Here is a 16,446-nt window from a genome sequence, read left to right as displayed (position 1 = left end):
GAGGTTTATGGAGTCTTACGTTAAGCCATCCACTTGGTGAACAGCAGGACCAGGAAGGTCACGACCATGACGAGCACGAGGGCGGTCAGGTCTTCACTTTTTTCGGATGCGAAAACGGACAATGCGCGTTCTTCGTTTTCCGCCTGGTCGTCTTTATCGACAGTGCATTTGATATCTTCAGCCATTTCTTATTGCTCCTTTTAGTGAAGGACGACGTCTTTGACGAAGTACATGACGACGATGAAAGACAAGGTCGCCTTGGCTACGCCGGAGATACCACCCATGACCAGCGGCCAGCCACCAGCCTGTGCCAGCGACTTGCGGGTGATCTGCATACCCAAACCAATCAGGCCGTAGGCAAAGAACCAGATCATGGCATTGGTCAGCGTGACGATGGTCTTGGACTTCTTGTGAACCTGTTTCAAGGCGTGAGTGACAGCGGACTTGACGTCCTTGGAAATGGTCAGCTCACCACCCTTGGCTCGGGCGATCATGGATTCCAGACCGGCCATACGTTCACGGGCCGTGGTGTCGAAGGTATCCTTGTCGGCACGATCATCGAAGTTACCGGCGATCTGATGCTGTTTGACAAGGTCATTCAGGGCAGCTGCTTCCAGCGGGTTGAGTCCTGGAATACCTGCGGCAGCGACGCCTGTGAGAAGTGTCAGTTCTTCTGGTGTGACTTCAGTGCGTTCGTTATAGCTGAAGTCGAGGTATTTGCCCTTGTAGTGACCGGCAGGGGAGAACAGGCCCATGGAGGACATGAAGAACAGAATCAGGAAGCCGATGATGAAGATGGGGAACTTGTCGATGACAACTTCCTTGAAGCTCAATTTCTGGCCGGACTGTTTGCCGAACCAGGTGGCGAGCACCAGAACGATCACGGGCAGGAACAGAACGCGGGTGATGTTGAAGATCTCACCGACTTTCAGGGTTTTGATGTCAACGGCGTTAAAGGCGAGGCAGGCTGCGGCGACTTGAGCAGAGTTCAGGATGCCGGTTCCGGCCCATGCGCCGAATTGGGTTGCGTTCATGCCGGCCATCTTACCGATGGTCGGGAAGGCGAACATGCACAGGATACCAAAACCGAGGATGGTTCCGATGGTGTAGGCCATCTCGGAGCATTTGGCCTTGACGACCGGGGCACAAGCGACAGTGGCGGAGACACCGCACACGCCCATACCGGCGGATAACACGCCTGTCATGGTTTTGGGTTGCTTGAAGATTTTGCCCAGGAAGAGGACGAAGAACACGGTGCCGAGGACAAAGAAGCCGATCATCCAGATGGAGACCATGCCCAGCTTTGCCAGTTCGGCGAAGGAGTACCGGGCACCCAGCAGGATGACACCCATCTTCAGGACAAAACGGGCCGTTTTGACACCGGATGCCGCAAATTTGGGGATACCCCAGCTATTGGTGATGATGATACCGACAAGGATACCGAGAACAACGTAGTTCAGGTTCAGGACTTTGTAGATTTTGAAACCGAGGACCGGGACCAATGCGGAACTCATGATCTTGACCATCGGCTCCGCAAACCAGCGGATGCCCATGGCCAGGGCCACGATGAACAGGATTCCGGGAATGGTTTCCAGAACAAAGGTATCAAAGTTGTTCAGGGGTTTATTCCAGCGAGCTTTACGGAGCATTGCGGTCGCGATTCCGAGTCCGCCACCGACAAAAGCCATCGTTTGCATCAGGTCCATTGCCTTATGAACCTTGAATGTGGTCAGAAGACCAGTCAGTGCTCCTGAAGAAACGAGAACACCGTATGCCAGCAGTAGACCACTGATGATCCATACGGGGGTGTTGTCGGGACGTCCGACAGTTGCTTGAGCCATACCAAACCTCTCCTTTGAGTTTTTTTGGGTTTGGTCGTCTTAAGGCAAAGGTTGTGCCAAATGCGAACTGCTTGATTTTATATGATTTTTGTTTAGGTCTCTGGTGAAAAATGCCAACCAGAGTTTGCAGTTGTGATCGTGGGGTATGCACTTTGTGTCGCGTGATGATCCGGGTTGTTCAAAAGATGAAAAGTGCGCTACGATTCAGCGACCTGCCTGTTGTGGGAGGGAAAACGTGGATGACATGGGCCTGAGGCCCGGAGTGATATATGGGGAAGTTCGGACCAAAGAATCTTCAGGCAAAATTTCTTGTGGGGTTGGGGAGCATCGTCTTGCTGCTTGGCCTGTTTTTTGCCTCAAGTCTCTATTTCCATCTAAGCTCATTGCTGGATACGCAGGTCAGGGACAAAGCGGATCTCGTACTCAATCAGGTCTCCAGTGTGCAGGGATATGTTCGGGAGATCCTTCGACCCAAAATGTATCAGACGCTCCCTGAAGGGGAATTCGTGATCGAGGCCATGTCGTCGTCTTATATCTCTCGGGCGATCATGGACCGGCTCAACCTGCGTCATTCCGAATACTATTATCGTCGGGTGGCGGATAATGCCCGGAACCCTCTGTTTGAAATCAATGATGATGAGCGGGAGATTCTGACCTATTTCAAACATAATCCCGGTTCCGAGTATTGGGAAGGGTATCGTAAGATCAACAACACGGATTTTTTCGTCAAGGCACGGCCCGTGGAGTTCAAACAATCCTGTCTGATGTGTCATGGCGTGCCGGAAGACTCCCCGCCGATCCTGCTGGAACGGTACGGCTCCGAACGTGGATTCGGGCACACCCTGGGCGATATTGCCGGGCTGGTGGTGGTGGGCGTGCCGGTGGATGGGGCTGTCGGGAAAATCCGTGAGGCCACGATTGGATACGCCGCATTGTATGGCGGCGGCATGTTGCTTTTTTACGCCCTGGTCCAGATGTTTTTCAATCGACTTATCATGACGAATCTGCATCGTTTGAGCGGCAAGTTTCGGACGCTATTTCATGATGACGAAGAACTGGGATTCATGAAGAAACTCGATAATGTCGATGAGATCGAAGAGGTGGTGCAGGGGTTGGAAGAACTCGGAGACCATGTCCATGAGATGAATGACCAGTTGCGGCAACATTCCGAAAATTTGGAGCAGATGGTCGAGGTCCGTACTGGTGAATTGACCTTGGAGGCCGAAGAACGGCGGTCGGATGTGGGGTTGTTTGTCCAGTTGCTGGATGGGTTGAACAAGAGTCATACCCGGCGGCAGATGTGGCATTATTCGTTGCCGCTTATTGTTCAACGCTTCCGGGCCAAAAGTGGGGCGTTCATCTGTATGCTCGCGTCTCAGACATATTATACCTGGCCGGAGAATACGGGCAGGCCGAAGTTGCCGGCCAATTGGAAAGAGATCATCACGGAAGTCGAACCGTATTACGAATCCGGTAAGGCGTACATTCCGGTGTGGGCGAGTGACGCTTCGTCCGAGGGTATCCTGTGCTTGCATTGGGATGCGGGTGCTCGGATAACGAATCAGGACCGCAACGTGTTACGGGCCTTGGGGCAACAGCTTGGCATTGCCATGGAAAATCTTGCGGCATTGCACAATCTGTTGCGGCAAAAGGACATGTTGCAGGCCATTGTCGAAGGAATCAGTGATCCGCTCTTGCTGATGGATGGCGGGTGTGGCGTGGTGCTGGCCAATGCGGCCGCTCGGGACCTGTGTCTTTCTTTTGGCGGCGATGTGACCGATGCCGCGTGTTCTTCCCTGTTTCGACGGGGTGGCGTTTTTTCAACCTGTCCGTTGAAATCGTCTTTGGAGCAAGGTTCCACTCTGGCTCGCGAGGTGCAAACTGCTGATGGCAGGTCGTTTTCACTGAGTGTTTTTCCTGTTGCCGAAGGGGTGGCGGATGAGGCGCGAGGAGTTGTGTACGTTCGTGATATTACCCAAGAGAAACAGATGCTTGTTTCCATGCAGCAGAGTGAAAAGTTGGCCACGGTCGGCCAGCTTGCCGCAGGGCTTGCCCATGAGATCAATAACCCGTTGGGTGTTATCAAATGCTATGCTGAATTATTGCGCGGTGCAGAATCCCCGCAGGAAATCGCTTCGGATGCCGAAGTGATCATCAAACACGCATCCCAGGCGGAAAGCGTGTTGCAGGATTTATTGAATTTTGCCCGGCCAAAGCAATTGGAACCAGTGAATCTGGATGTGGGCAAAGTGGTGGGCGATGCCATCAATATTTTCCGTGTGCAGGCCGAGAAAAAAGGGGTTGCCGTCGAAGCGGACGTTGCGCCTAACCTGCCGTCGATTGTGACCAACGAGCAACCCATTGAACAAATTCTCGCCAATTTGTTGAAAAATGCGCTGGATGCTGTTGCGGAACAGACGGGACATATTATTGTATCAGTCCATCATGTCAGAAGGACCGATACCCTGAATATTCTGGTGGCGGACAATGGTCCGGGTATCCCGGAAGGAGACATGTTGAAATTGTTTGATCCGTTTTTCTCCACCAAGGATGTGGGCAAGGGGACCGGACTCGGGCTGGCCGTGGTCTATGGACTGGCGCAGGAAATCGGCGGAACCATCGAGATGGAGAACGACAACGGCGCGGTGTTTACCGTTCGCCTGCCTGTGAATACCGACGTGGAACGGAGTGAATGATGACACATGCCATTGGCATACTCATAGTGGATGATGAAAAGGATTTTGCCACAGGTCTGGCCCGTTTGCTGGGGCGGCATTATCCCGACGAACATATCATGGCGGTTTTGTCCGGTTCCGAGGCCCTCGCCGCATTGCAAAACGATGTGTTTGGCTTGATGCTGACCGATTTGAACATGCCGGATATGGATGGCGTTGAATTGCTTCGGCGCGCGCGGGAAATCGCGCCAGACATGAGCGTGGTCATGTTGACCGCTTATGGTACGGTTGCCACGGCTGTGGATGCGCTTAAAAAGGGGGCATACGATTTTTTGACCAAGCCCGTTGACCCCAAAGACCTGTTTCACGTTGTTGATCGAGGGATTGAGCGCAGCCGTCTTCTCGGTGAGAATGCCCGTCTTCAGGAATTGCTCGCCGAGCAGAAAGGGGCCAACGAATTGGTGGGCGACAGCCTTGCCATTCGGCGACTCAAAGAGGGCATTGCCGCTGTTGCCGAGTCCGAATACACCGTCCTGATCCGGGGTGAATCCGGTACGGGCAAGGAATTGGTGGCGCGGACCATTCATCGATTGAGTGGGCGTCGTGAAAAATCCATGCTCACGGTCAACTGTCCGGCCATCCCGGACCAACTGTTGGAAAGCGAGTTGTTTGGCCATGTCAAGGGCGCGTTCACGGGTGCGGACCGTGATCGCAAGGGAATTTTCGTGTCAGCGGATGGCGGGACGTTATTACTGGATGAAATCGGTGATATTTCTCCGGGAATTCAGACCAAGTTGTTACGCGCCCTTCAAGAAGGGGAAATTCGTCCTGTGGGGTCAAGCACGACTCTTCCCGTGGATGTGCGGATTCTCGCCTCCACCAATCAGCCGCTCGAAGACAAGATCAAGGACGGCAGTTTTCGCGAGGATCTGTATTATCGGCTCAACGTTTTGAACTTGAATGTTCCGGCCCTGCGTGATCGGAGCGACGACATCGCGTTGCTTGCCCGGCATTTCCTGACCATTTCCTGCGAAGAAATGAAGGTCGCGCCCAAAAATATGTCACCGGATGCCGTGGCCTATTTGTCCACCAAGGCCTGGCCCGGCAATGTTCGGGAATTGCAAAATTTCATACGTCGTTTGGCGGTTTTTTCTTCCAGCGAATCCCTGGAGTTGGTGCACCTTCGTTTGGTGGAAGGGCTTGATGGTGTGCCGGGTGAAGAAACATCGGGATTGACCCCGTACAAGGATGCCAAGGAAAAGGTCGTGGATGATTTCACCCGGGCGTATGTGGAAGAACTTTTGGCCGAGACGCGGGGGAATGTGTCCGAGGCCGCCCGGCAAAGCGGGTTATCCCGGGTCGCGTTGCAAAAGATTCTCAAGCGGCTGGATGTGGTGGCTGGAACGTATAAATAAGGGGCTTTTATGGGGGCTGGTTACACGGATGATAGCGGCCTCTGAATATTGTTCCGGCTTTAATGATTGACCGATCGATCACAATGTGAGAGAGCCGGGCGTCGGTGTTCATCATGGGTGGCGGTTTTCGCTGACCAATAAATTATCGAATCCGGCTGAGATTATGTCTTATATCAAGAAACTCATTGCAAGTAGTCAAGTTCGTCACGGTCTGAAAGTCGGCGTGGCGAGTGTGTTGGCGTATGTCATTTCAGGCTTTGTTGGCGTGCCCTATGCCTATTGGGCCGTCATTACCACGGTTATCGTCATGCAGGTCCATGTGGCGGATTCCATTCACATGTGTTTATACCGATTTACCGGAACCGCTCTTGGCGCGGGCATGGGAATTCTGCTGATTTTGATTTTCCCGGCAACGCCTATGTACACCCTTTTGGGTATTTTCGTTGGAACCGGAATTTGCGCCTATCTCACGCGATACAATGTGCGGTTTCGCATGGCTGCCATCACTGTGGCCATCGTTTATCTGACCAGTCTTACCGATGAGAATCGTATTCTTTTTACCCTGTCCCGTGTCGCTGAAATCGGTATCGGCGTTATGTGTGCGTTTCTCGTTTCCGTCATTCTCTGGCCCAGACGGGCCGGTGCCGCCCTGCGGGAACGACTTGAACACCAATACGGGCAAGTCGCTGTCCGCTACACACGGATCATGGATAATTTCTTGTCCCTGCAACAAAAAACCGATGCCGACTTGTTTGATGATTTTGCCGGTGAAACGGAAAAGAACAAGGAAATGTTCCACAAGGTTTTTTCCGTGGAACGACGATTTTTCAGGGATGACGTGAATTTGCTTTCCACGCAGGTCAATGTCTTGCGGTCCGTACTCGAACGATTGCAATCCATGTTGACCCTGCTCAATCAGGTGGAAGGCGTGGGATTCGATATCATCATGGCTCCCGAGTTGACCGAGTTGACCCGGGCAACCACCAATGCGCTTCGTGCTATCGGAACCGGAACTCCGCACGATACCGAACGGCTCGAAAAGGCTGTCAGCCATATCGAAACACGTTTTATCGAATTGCGCCGTCAAGGAGTCACCAACCGTTTCGGTGCGCAGCGACTTTTTCAAGTGCTCGGTTTCATCAGCTCCGCACAACGGCTCGGCGAATACCTTATCAATACTCTCAAGAATCAAGACGCATTGAAACGATAACCCTCCCGGGGGGCGCTTTCAGCGGGACCAGGACGCTGTCCTGGACCTGCCAAAGGCCCCTTTGAAAAGGGGCCTCTGGACTCCCCGAAATTTTTTATCGCTCGCTTCGCTCGAAGCTGTCGGCTGCGTGAGTTCGTGCGGTTTTTGGGAGGGCGTTGTAAAAAATTGCATTTTTTACAGACTCGATACAAAAAATTAAAACGTATTTTTTGGGCAAAATTCTTTCAGTTTTTTAATCATCCCCTCTTTTCTTTTTCTGACTTCTTCAATCCCACTCAATGGATGTCGTGGAACCTCGCCGAAGGCGGACCAAAAAGTTCTGGACGTCGGAGACCTTTCACATCGAGCCTTCACGCTGACGTATATCCTCGCCGAAGGCGCGATAAAAAGTTTAGGAAAAGAAAGGGATAAGGGTCTGGGGGAAGGGGAGGAAAAGCCCTTTTCAAAGGGTTTTTCCTCCCTTTCCCCCAGCCGTCGGAGACATTCTTATTTTCAGATACCTTTTCCGAAAGCGCAGACAGGGTATCGACAGGTGTCGCAGCCTTCGCAGAAGCCGCCGTGTCCGAGGTTGATGATATCTTCATGGGTGACGTCTTTGCCTGCGAGCAATCGCGGAATGATGAGATCGAAGATACTGGCCCGATAATACATGACGCAGCCGGGCAGTCCGACGACGGGCACATCGCCGATTCGGGCGAGCATGAACATCGCGCCGGGAAAGGTGGGTGCGCCATAGGCGAGGATGTCTGCACCGGCCATGCGAATGGCGGCAGGCGTCTGGTCATCGGGGTCCACGGACATGCCGCCGGTGATGACGACGAAATCCGCACCGTTCCCGATGAAATCCAGAATGGCATTCTTGGTCATTTCCGGATCATCTGAAACCAGTTTTTGACCGATGGTGGTCGAACCGTAGTCTTTGAATTTCTTGCGGATGACGGGGCCGAATTTGTCGGTGATCCGTCCGTGGTAGACTTCACTGCCCGTGGTGACAATGCCGACTCGGGCGGGTTTGAGAGGTCGAACCTGAATGAGTGGCGCATTTTCACGAAGCACGGTTTCCGCTTGAGAGACGAGTTCGTCTGGGATGACGAGCGGGATGACACGGGTTCCGGCCATGGCTCGTCCAGTCCGGACGAGCTGATTGGTGTGAATGGTGCCGAAAATGACATCCTTGATTGAGTTGAGTTTGAAAAGGGTCGAGGTGTTGATGTCCAATAATCCGTCCTGAGCGGCACGGAGTGTTATTTTGCCTTCGACAGGCGTGCTGAGTTCGATGCCCTGACCAGCGGCGGCTGTGGCGATACGGCGGGCCGCGTCGTCTTCGTGAACGTAGCCATCCTGTGGATCAAAGACATAGAGATGTTCCTTGCCGATATCGAGAAGTGTCGGGATGTCGGCTTCGGTGACAATGTGACCACGGCGGAAGGCCGGGCCTTTTTCCTTTCCGGGGACAATGCGGGTGATGTCCTGACACAGGACCGTTCCCACGGCATTTTCAACATGCATGGTTTTCATGAGTTTCTCCGTATCGTGCAAAAAGTGCGTTAGATGTCGCGCGGGGCGCAGATCGTGGCGTCGTGTTCCATCCAGCCGGTGCGGCGATATTCCTTGAGAAAGGAAAAGACACCAAGAGCGATGACGCCGAGGACGGGCAGTCCGACCACGATGGACGCGGTTTGAAGGACGGACAGTGGCCCATCGATCAACATGATGCCGGTGGGGACCAGTCCTAGAGACATGGCCCAGAACAGGCGATTCCAGCGAGCCGGTTCTTCATCCGGAGTGAGCTTGCGTGTGGTCGTGGCGGCCAAGGCGAATGAGACGGCGTCAAAGGTGGTGGCCATGGAAATGGCGGTGACACTGGCAAAAACGACCTTGTAGAGTGACGCCATGGGAATGAAATCGGCGATGGCCATGATGGCGGTGGCACCCTTGACCGATTTGACCATGGAAACCACGTCAAGCTGGCCGGTCAACTGGAGATGTAATCCGAAGTTGCCGAAGACGAGATAGAAACAGCCACAGCCGAGCGAAGCGATGAGGACAGGACCGAGCACGACTTCGCGGACCGTGCGGCCACGAGAGATTTTTGCAATGAACAGGGACATGAAAGGCGCGTAGGCCACGAACCATGCATAGTAGAAAACGGTCCAGTCCTTGGTGAATCCGTTGGCATTGGTGGGGTCCAGCCAGGTGGCCATGGTTATCAGGTTCGAATACATCAGCCCGATGGAGGTGATGGCCATATCGGTGAGAAACACGGTCGGACCGACAATGAAGACGAACAAGAGCAGGGCCATGGCGATCATGACGTTGAAGTCGGAGAGTTTGCTCAGTCCTTTTTTGAGACCGAGACTGGCCGAGATACAGAAGATCGAGGTCACGAGGATCAAGGTGCCGAATTCGAGCCAGAAAGAGTGTTCAAGTCCGGTGACGGACGCGATGGCAGCGGCGACGATGGGAATACCCAACCCCAGTGCCGTGGCTGATCCGGCTACAAGACCGGTCATGAACAAGATGTCGATGACTTTGCCGGGCCAGCCGTTGACCTTGTCTCCGAGCAGGCCGGTACAGGCTTGGGATATATTGAGAATGGGAATGCGTTTGACATAATAGCTGTAGCCGATGGGCACGGCCAGAACTGCGTAGATGGACCAACAGATGGGACCCCAGTGGAACATGCCGTATGCCGTGCTCCATTCAGCGGCCTTGAGAGAACCGACAGGAGCACCGTGCATGGGATAGGCCGCGTAGTAGGCCCATTCAATGGACCCGCCGAACATGATCCCGGCTCCCACTCCGGCACAGAACAACATGCCGATCCAGGAAAAAGTGGAATATTCAATGGTGTCGCCGAGCCGTTTATGACTGAATGGCCCAAAAGCAAACCACATGAGCAGGGAGAATGTGCCGAGGCCGAACAGCATGTATAGCCATCCCATCTTAATGGTGATGAACTGGAACATGACGTTGATGACCTTTTCTCCGGCTTCGGGATAGAGCATCAGTGGAATACATGCGGCAAGAATGATGGACAACGCGCCAAAGAAACAGGTTGTACAGATACCACCTTTGTCCGATGGACAGCGTGGAAGTGATGTCGTTGTTTGATCTTCTGTAGCCATAGTTGTTTCCTTTTTTCAAATTTGTGAAGAAAATTCAAGAGGGGTATTTTAAGCGTGTGCCGTCACGCGTTGAAGATGGATCGGGTGGAATTGGTGTCTGCAACAACTCCCTACAAACCATGAGAGAGCGGATGCCCCTCCATTTTTGTCCAAGAAGGAACTGAACTCTTTGGTCAAGTCATGCCCGCCGGGGATGTCTGCCTTGTTGAGGAAAACGCTGCGTTCACAGCGGGTCGGACAGCCTTTGAATAACCCGTTCGGGGCCGTCGCCATTTTGACCATGTGCGTCGGGGTGATGGGGGATCCCATGATTGCCCCTGTGATGGCGGCAAAACGTTCGGAACGATGGACGAGCTGTTCGGCCAACGGTTGGTTCACGGCATCCAGTCCCATGACGGCGACACAGATGTCGGAGCAGTCGGGAATGACTGGCTCGTGGTCGGCCGGTGCCTTGAGTGGTTTTTGGGCCGCTCCGTCCGCTTCGACCAGAATGGTGTCCGCGATGCGAAGTGCGTGGAGTGCGTCCACGGTTGTGGGGGCCAGACCAAGGAGCTTTCCGGTGGTGCGATCACGGTCTTTGGCCACGACAATACACGGCGTGTGCTTCAGTGTTTCGGCAATTGTATCAAAAAAACCGGGACCATCGGCCAACAAAATGGTCATACGGTCTCGGGGCGGGAAGATTTTCGTCGTTGTCGTGAGGACAACACGGTGTCCGGCAGCAAGTCGCCGTTGGGCAATCCAGTGAAGGAGTGTCGTTTTTCCCCCCGCTCCAATGGCGGTGATGACCTGGTGTCTCGATTCGATGAAAGAGACGGCTGTGTCGATGGCCGGGTGTGTTTTCATGATTGTTCCGGAGCAAACAGGTGTGCGCAAATGGCTTCCAGCACGCCGCCGCCGACGGAAAGGGCCTTGTCCGAGACTTCACCGCAATAGGACAGCGTGCCTCTGGGGTCCACATCTCCGAGTTTGGTTCGTGTGGTGACCGGTGTATTGTTCTTGAGCAGCCCTCGGATGACACCGGAGAGCGACGCCTTGACCGGCGTGTCATTGACCATGCCGATGACGTCTCCTTTTTCGACCATGTGGCCGATGTCGAATGGCGTGGTAAAGGTGCCGTCGTGATCGGCCCAGTGGACGCGTTCGATGGAATATCCCTTGATGACCCCGGGAATTCCGGTGTTTGCCGCAGCCTGCCCGTGTTCAATGACCCGGCCAAGGTGATGCCCCCGTTTCGTTTCAATGACCCGGTGAACGTCTTCTCCGGCTGTGAAACCTGGTCCGAGACCGAGAACCAACTCGGCCTGATCCCGGGATGTCCCGATATTGCGTTTGGCGAGAATGGCGTCCACTAGAACGTCGGGCCGGAGCGTGGAGAGCGATTCGGCCTTCGGGTCAATGAGGACCGGAAGTCTTTTGTCTTCCCAGGTTTTTTCGATGTCCTCGGTTGAGGCTATGTGGGTGGCAGTGATGCCTTCCACGGTCATTTTGCCGAGGGAAACGGCTTCGGAAAAGGCCACGGTCCGGCGGACGGCCAGAGGGTGGGCGGTTTCCAACAGGATAATTCGGGTCAATCCGGCCCGATACAATCGAAGGGCGACGCCAGTGGCGAGATCGCCTGCGCCACGAATGGCGATTGTCGGAGTATGTATGGCACTCATGATGTGCTCCTAAGCGGGCTTCGTGTCGTATTTGGCAAGAAGTCGTTGGTAATGGTGTTCGGTATCCACGTCGATGAAGGGACCGACTTCATGGATGCGGACCAGACGCAAGGCCAGTCCGGGCGAGCCGAGTATGGGACGGGCACCCGTATCGCCTTCAAGTTCGAAGACTTTGGGGAACCAGTCACACGGGATGGTGATGGGATTGCCACGCATTCCTTCTTGAACCGGGGCGACCCAACATTCCGGTTGTTGGGCGAAAGCCCCCACGAGCATGTCGATGGTCTCGGTGGTCAGAAGTGGTTGGTCTCCCAAAAGAACCATGCATCCGGCAGCGGTTTCGTCGATGGCGTGCAAACCGGCCTTGAGCGATTCGGCTTGTCCCTTGTCGCGATCAACACTGGTCACCACGGTACAGCCCGAAAGATCGACCGTCCGCCGAAGTTCGGAATCTTCAGGGAGTACGACAATGACTTCGGTCAGGGTGGAATTGCGCGCGGCATCGACGACCTGGTGCAGTAATGGAAGCCCCTTGAAGGGCAGGGACAATTTGTCCCTGCCCATTCGGGAGGCCTGGCCAGCGGCGAGGATAACACCTGAAACCTTGGCGAGGTGATGGTTCATGCCAGGCATCCTTGGTTATGAAGGTTGGTTGATGCAGTCCATGAGCGTATCGCCCACAATGGTTTGAGCCATCTGCACCTTGTATCCGTTTTGAAGCAACGGTTTGGCTTCGGCTACAGCGGCTTTTCCGGCTTCCTGAGCAAGTGCTTCGGTCAATTCCTTGCCGATGAGCAAGGCTTCCGAGGCTTCGCAGCGACGCGGAAGGTTGTGGACTGCGTTGAGACAGATTCTTGCGCCGGTGATAACGCCGTCCGCGATGTCCAGAGACGCCGCGCAGTTGACCAGGGCGAAGTCGATGGACTTGCGGTACGCGATTTTGCGGAATGCGTTGGTCGGGCCTGTCGCGGGACGGGGCACCACGATTTCCGTGACGATTTCATCGCGATCCAGGATCGTTGATTGCGCGCCGTTTTCAGCGGAGAAGAAGTCGTCGATGGCGATGGACCGTTTGGTCGTGAGGACCGTTGCGTTGAGTGCGACAAGGGCCGGAGCCGTATCACTCGGATTGACGGCAATGCATTTCTTGACCGCGCCGAAAATGGAGTGAAAGCGGTGATCGCCCGGTACTGCAAGGCACCGTTTGCCCCCTTTGCGAACGCAGTCGATGCGACCACCGATTTTGTCGGGATACCGATAATACCAGCAACGGTTTTCCTGGCAGATGTTTCCGGCGATCGTGCCCATGTTGCGCAACAGCGGCGAGGCGGTGCGTCGGGCGGCTTCGGCCAGTCCGGGCCAGTTCTTTTTCACGGTTTCGGACTCGGCGACTTCGGTCAGCGTGACCAGCGCACCGATATGCAGCGCATTGTCTTCAACGGTGATATCCGTGAGACCGGGGATGGTCTTGAGATTGATGATGCGTTCCGGGGCTTCCATCCAAAGGTTGTCCTTGAGACATCCCATGAGGTCGCTTCCCCCGGCAATGACATATGCCGGGCCTGTACTGTCGTTGAGCAAAGAAACCGCCTCTTCCAAGGAAGTGGCGTCAAGATGAGTAAAACGTTTCATTATTTTTTCCTCCCTCTGGCCTTGATCTTGCCCAGGCCTATGAGGATGCTTTCCGGGGTGTATGGTGTTTCGGTTAAACGGACGCCGATGGCGTTGTAGATGGCATTGGAAAAAGCCGCCAGAGTGGGGCAGGCCGCGCCTTCACCGCAGGCTGTTGCGCCAAACGGATGGGTGGGATCGCCCGGTTTTTCAATGACAATGGGATCAACATCGCAGTCCATGGTCGTGGTGTGGCGGTAGTCAACCCAGTTGGGTGTCATGAGCCAGCCGTTGCGCTTGTCGATGATGCAGTCGTTGCCCAGCATGGCGTTGTCCACGCCGTGACGTGAGGTGCAGAGTTGACCCTCGACGATTTTCGGGTTCAGGGCCTTGCCGACGTTTTGGGCCATGGTCACGCGAGCATTCTCGATCATGCCGGTTTCCGTGTCGATATCCAGCGAAATGAACTGTGCGCCCTTCTCCTTGGGAATGTAGACCTGATCCTTTTTGCCGTCTTTGAGACCTTTGGGATGCGGGCAGTTGTTGACGTAGTATCCGGTAATTTCATGGATACCGCCGTAATGACCGCGTGTGCCGAAGGCTTCGGCAAAAGAAACGCCCTTGTTGGGATCACTGGTCATGAAGATACCGTTTTCATTCAAATCCAATTCTGCCGAGGTGACGCCCATGACGCCTGCCGCGAGTTCGAGGATCTGCCGTTTGGCGTCAACTGCGGCTTCATAGGTGGCCCAGCCTTGAATCCATGTTCCGCAACTGTTTGCCACCAATGTGGCGAAGGGAGTCGAATCGGTGTCGTGGCAGACAATGCCGATTTTATTGTACGGCAAGCCCAAGGCTTCGGCAACGATTTGGCATTGGACGGTGTGCTGTCCCTGACCGATGTCGGCCACGGCGCAAACCAGAGCCGCAGAACCGTCCGGGTACACCTTGACCATGGCTTCCGACGAATTGCCGGGACCGGGACGGCCAGCGCCCATGGCAAAAATGGCCACGCCCATGCCGTGACGAATACGGCCGCTTTTCTTACTGGGATGCTGCCAGGTGTTTTTCCAGTCGAGTCGTTCGGCTCCGGCGTCGAGGCAATCCCGGATGCCGGATGAGGAAATCAGACCCGATTTATAGACCAGCGGATCCCATCCAGCATCGATGTCTCCGGCGCGCATACAATTCATTTTGCGGAGTTCGACCGGATCGATACCAAGCTCATAGGATGCGATATCCATGGTCGTTTCCACGGCAAAGGTGCCTTCGGGCGCACCGTATCCCTGCCATCCTGCGGCGGGCTGGCGGTTGGTGTTCACATAGTGAATTTTGCCGCGTTGATTCTTGCAGTTGTGGGAGTAGAGCACTGCTCCGGTGGCAAGCATGGCGTTTTTGGCCGGATACTTGTCGCCGCCAGCTCCGGTTTCCTGCCAGTGGGCCAGATCCATTGTCGTGAGCGTGCCATCTTTTTTGAAACCGATTTTGACATCGGTGACACTGCCTCGGGACCAGCCACTGACCATTTCTTCCTCACGGGAATACGGACAATGCACTGGCCGTTTCAGATCGAGAGAGGCGAGACCCGCGACCATGAGATAATGGGAGGCGATATTGCGATCCAGGGGAAAGGCGTTTTTGCCGCCAAAGCTGGAGCCGGTGAAGGGTGAAACATAGTTGACCATGCTGGACGGAACGCCAAGGGCCTGAGCCAGGCACAGCTTTTCATCGTGCATTCCCTGCGAGTGGGTGTAGACGTTGAGTTTGGAACCGTCGAAATCGATGGTGCAGCCACGGGGTTCCATGGCCGGACCTTTGCAATAGGCGTATTTGAGATTCTTCTGGTCAACGATATAGTCTGCTTCGGCAAATCCGTTTTCAATATCACCAAATCCGTTGTAATCAGATGGGGTTTTGGTTTTGAACAGGCCGGTTTCCGGGTCGCGATCACTGAGAATGGCGTGAAAGGCCCAGTCCTGGCAGTTATCCACACCGTCGAAAACCTGCGGTGCCCCGTCCTTCATGGCGGCTTCGATGCTGGCCACGAATTTTTTCTTTGTATATTCGACCTTGATGAGTCGTGTGGCTTCCTCGGCGATGGTCTCATCGTTTGCGACAACGGCAGCGACAAGGTCCCCGACATAATAGAGGGACTGGCGGAAGGCCTTGGGATAATTCTCATACGTCATGACCAGACGCACACCGGGCAGGGCTTCGGCCTCGGTCGTGTCGATGGAGATGATGTCGGCTGCGGGATACGGACTCCGCAGAATGCGGGTCTGGAGCATTCCGGGCAGAATGAAGTCGGCATAGAATTTCGCTTCGCCGGTGACCCGTGCGCGGCCATCTTTTTGCCGGAACGATTTGCCAATGGATTTGAGTTCAGCCATCAGTTCCGCTCCTTTGCCATTTTCTTGGCCGCACTGCGCACGGCGTTGAAAATGTGCTCATAGTTGTTGCAGATGCAGATGTTGCCGCCGAGCGCTTCCTTTATTTCGTCATCCGTGGGATCCGGATTCTTGCTCAGCAGATACTTGGTGGTCATGATCATGCCGGGAGAACAGAATCCGCATTGTGCGCCGTATTCTTCGAGCCATGCTTCCTGAATGGGGTGGAGCTTGCCGTCCTTGGACAGTCCTTCAACGGTTTCAATGGTTTTTCCGTCCTGCTCCACGGCCAGAACCATGCAGGAAGGAACGGCCACGCCGTCGATGAGCACGGTACATGCGCCACAGGCACCTTCGCCACAGGCTTCCTTGACTCCGGTATGACCGCATTCGATCCGAAGGACCTTGGAAAGGGTCCAATGCGACTCCACCGGAATTGACAGAATTTCATCGTTCACTGTCAATGTGATGAGCTTTTTTCGTTGTTCAGTCATGATGCTTCCCTTTGTCGAACGTTT

At 54.5% G+C, this 16,446-nt stretch carries 13 protein-coding genes; 3 read left to right on the top strand and 10 right to left on the bottom strand.

Annotation, left to right across the window (positions count from 1 at the left end; genetic code table 11):
- Window positions 1-20: 20 nt before the first annotated feature.
- Entirely contained in the window at window positions 21-185 is a 165-nt protein-coding gene (locus tag GO013_RS16970) for a hypothetical protein (protein WP_203529350.1), read from the bottom strand.
- Window positions 186-200: 15 nt separating this feature from the next.
- Window positions 201-1,841, bottom strand: a complete 1,641-nt coding sequence (locus GO013_RS02840; protein WP_163808537.1) for a putative sulfate exporter family transporter — start codon at window positions 1,839-1,841, stop codon at window positions 201-203.
- Window positions 1,842-2,110: 269 nt separating this feature from the next.
- On the opposite strand from GO013_RS02840, the gene GO013_RS02835 reads away from it, so the two are divergent.
- From GO013_RS02835 to GO013_RS02825, 3 genes are all read left to right on the top strand, one after another.
- A complete protein-coding gene (locus GO013_RS02835; protein WP_163808536.1) occupies window positions 2,111-4,537 on the top strand; it encodes a DUF3365 domain-containing protein in 2,427 nt (808 codons plus the stop codon).
- Window positions 4,537-5,931, top strand: coding sequence for a sigma-54 dependent transcriptional regulator (locus GO013_RS02830; protein ID WP_163808535.1), 1,395 nt, complete (start codon window positions 4,537-4,539; stop codon window positions 5,929-5,931). The genes GO013_RS02835 and GO013_RS02830 overlap by 1 nt, the downstream gene beginning before the upstream one ends.
- Before the next feature lie 163 nt (window positions 5,932-6,094).
- Window positions 6,095-7,141, top strand: coding sequence for an FUSC family protein (locus tag GO013_RS02825; protein WP_163808534.1), 1,047 nt, complete (start codon window positions 6,095-6,097; stop codon window positions 7,139-7,141).
- 492 nt (window positions 7,142-7,633) lie between these two features.
- Here the strand turns inward: GO013_RS02825 and GO013_RS02820 are convergent, their stop codons facing one another.
- From GO013_RS02820 to GO013_RS02785, 8 genes are read right to left on the bottom strand one after another with little or no spacing between them, the layout of a single operon-like run.
- Window positions 7,634-8,659 carry a molybdopterin-binding protein gene (locus GO013_RS02820; RefSeq protein ID WP_163808533.1) on the bottom strand — a complete coding sequence of 342 codons (1,026 nt, stop codon included), beginning with the start codon at window positions 8,657-8,659 and terminating at the stop codon, window positions 7,634-7,636.
- Between the two features lie 29 nt (window positions 8,660-8,688).
- Entirely contained in the window at window positions 8,689-10,269 is a 1,581-nt protein-coding gene (locus GO013_RS02815) for a BCCT family transporter (RefSeq protein WP_163808532.1), read from the bottom strand.
- Window positions 10,270-10,317: 48 nt separating this feature from the next.
- On the bottom strand, window positions 10,318-11,115 hold the full coding sequence (gene yqeC / locus GO013_RS02810; RefSeq protein WP_163808531.1) for a selenium cofactor biosynthesis protein YqeC: 798 nt from the start codon (window positions 11,113-11,115) through the stop codon (window positions 10,318-10,320).
- Window positions 11,112-11,930 carry a selenium-dependent molybdenum cofactor biosynthesis protein YqeB gene (gene yqeB / locus GO013_RS02805; RefSeq protein WP_163808530.1) on the bottom strand — a complete coding sequence of 273 codons (819 nt, stop codon included), beginning with the start codon at window positions 11,928-11,930 and terminating at the stop codon, window positions 11,112-11,114. The genes yqeC and yqeB overlap by 4 nt, the downstream gene beginning before the upstream one ends.
- Window positions 11,931-11,939: 9 nt before the next feature.
- A complete protein-coding gene (locus GO013_RS02800) occupies window positions 11,940-12,554 on the bottom strand; it encodes a nucleotidyltransferase family protein (protein ID WP_163808529.1) in 615 nt (204 codons plus the stop codon).
- 15 nt (window positions 12,555-12,569) lie between these two features.
- Window positions 12,570-13,562, bottom strand: a complete 993-nt coding sequence (locus GO013_RS02795; protein ID WP_163808528.1) for an FAD binding domain-containing protein — start codon at window positions 13,560-13,562, stop codon at window positions 12,570-12,572.
- Complete coding sequence (locus GO013_RS02790) at window positions 13,562-15,931, bottom strand: xanthine dehydrogenase family protein molybdopterin-binding subunit (protein WP_163808527.1); 2,370 nt, start codon at window positions 15,929-15,931, stop codon at window positions 13,562-13,564. Before GO013_RS02790 ends, GO013_RS02795 begins: the two co-directional genes overlap by 1 nt.
- Window positions 15,931-16,422 (bottom strand): (2Fe-2S)-binding protein, encoded by a 492-nt coding sequence (locus GO013_RS02785; protein ID WP_163808526.1) that lies wholly within the window; start codon window positions 16,420-16,422, stop codon window positions 15,931-15,933. Before GO013_RS02785 ends, GO013_RS02790 begins: the two co-directional genes overlap by 1 nt.
- Window positions 16,423-16,446 lie beyond the last annotated feature (24 nt).

The organism is Pseudodesulfovibrio sp. JC047 (assembly GCF_010468615.1).
Classification (GTDB): domain Bacteria; phylum Desulfobacterota; class Desulfovibrionia; order Desulfovibrionales; family Desulfovibrionaceae; genus Pseudodesulfovibrio.
The sequence above is the reverse complement of the archived record's forward strand: the minus strand, read 5'-3'. Positions and strand labels throughout refer to the sequence as shown.

Coding starts and splice junctions, on each gene's coding strand:
- GO013_RS16970 (WP_203529350.1), bottom strand. CDS start 185: ATGGCTGAAGATATCAAATGCACTGTCGATAAAGACGACCAGGCGGAA.
- GO013_RS02820 (WP_163808533.1), bottom strand. CDS start 8,659: ATGAAAACCATGCATGTTGAAAATGCCGTGGGAACGGTCCTGTGTCAG.
- GO013_RS02795 (WP_163808528.1), bottom strand. CDS start 13,562: ATGAAACGTTTTACTCATCTTGACGCCACTTCCTTGGAAGAGGCGGTT.
- GO013_RS02785 (WP_163808526.1), bottom strand. CDS start 16,422: ATGACTGAACAACGAAAAAAGCTCATCACATTGACAGTGAACGATGAA.
- yqeB (WP_163808530.1), bottom strand. CDS start 11,930: ATGAGTGCCATACATACTCCGACAATCGCCATTCGTGGCGCAGGCGAT.
- GO013_RS02835 (WP_163808536.1), top strand. CDS start 2,111: ATGGGGAAGTTCGGACCAAAGAATCTTCAGGCAAAATTTCTTGTGGGG.
- GO013_RS02815 (WP_163808532.1), bottom strand. CDS start 10,269: ATGGCTACAGAAGATCAAACAACGACATCACTTCCACGCTGTCCATCG.
- GO013_RS02800 (WP_163808529.1), bottom strand. CDS start 12,554: ATGAACCATCACCTCGCCAAGGTTTCAGGTGTTATCCTCGCCGCTGGC.
- GO013_RS02825 (WP_163808534.1), top strand. CDS start 6,095: ATGTCTTATATCAAGAAACTCATTGCAAGTAGTCAAGTTCGTCACGGT.
- GO013_RS02790 (WP_163808527.1), bottom strand. CDS start 15,931: ATGGCTGAACTCAAATCCATTGGCAAATCGTTCCGGCAAAAAGATGGC.
- GO013_RS02840 (WP_163808537.1), bottom strand. CDS start 1,841: ATGGCTCAAGCAACTGTCGGACGTCCCGACAACACCCCCGTATGGATC.
- GO013_RS02830 (WP_163808535.1), top strand. CDS start 4,537: ATGACACATGCCATTGGCATACTCATAGTGGATGATGAAAAGGATTTT.
- yqeC (WP_163808531.1), bottom strand. CDS start 11,115: ATGAAAACACACCCGGCCATCGACACAGCCGTCTCTTTCATCGAATCG.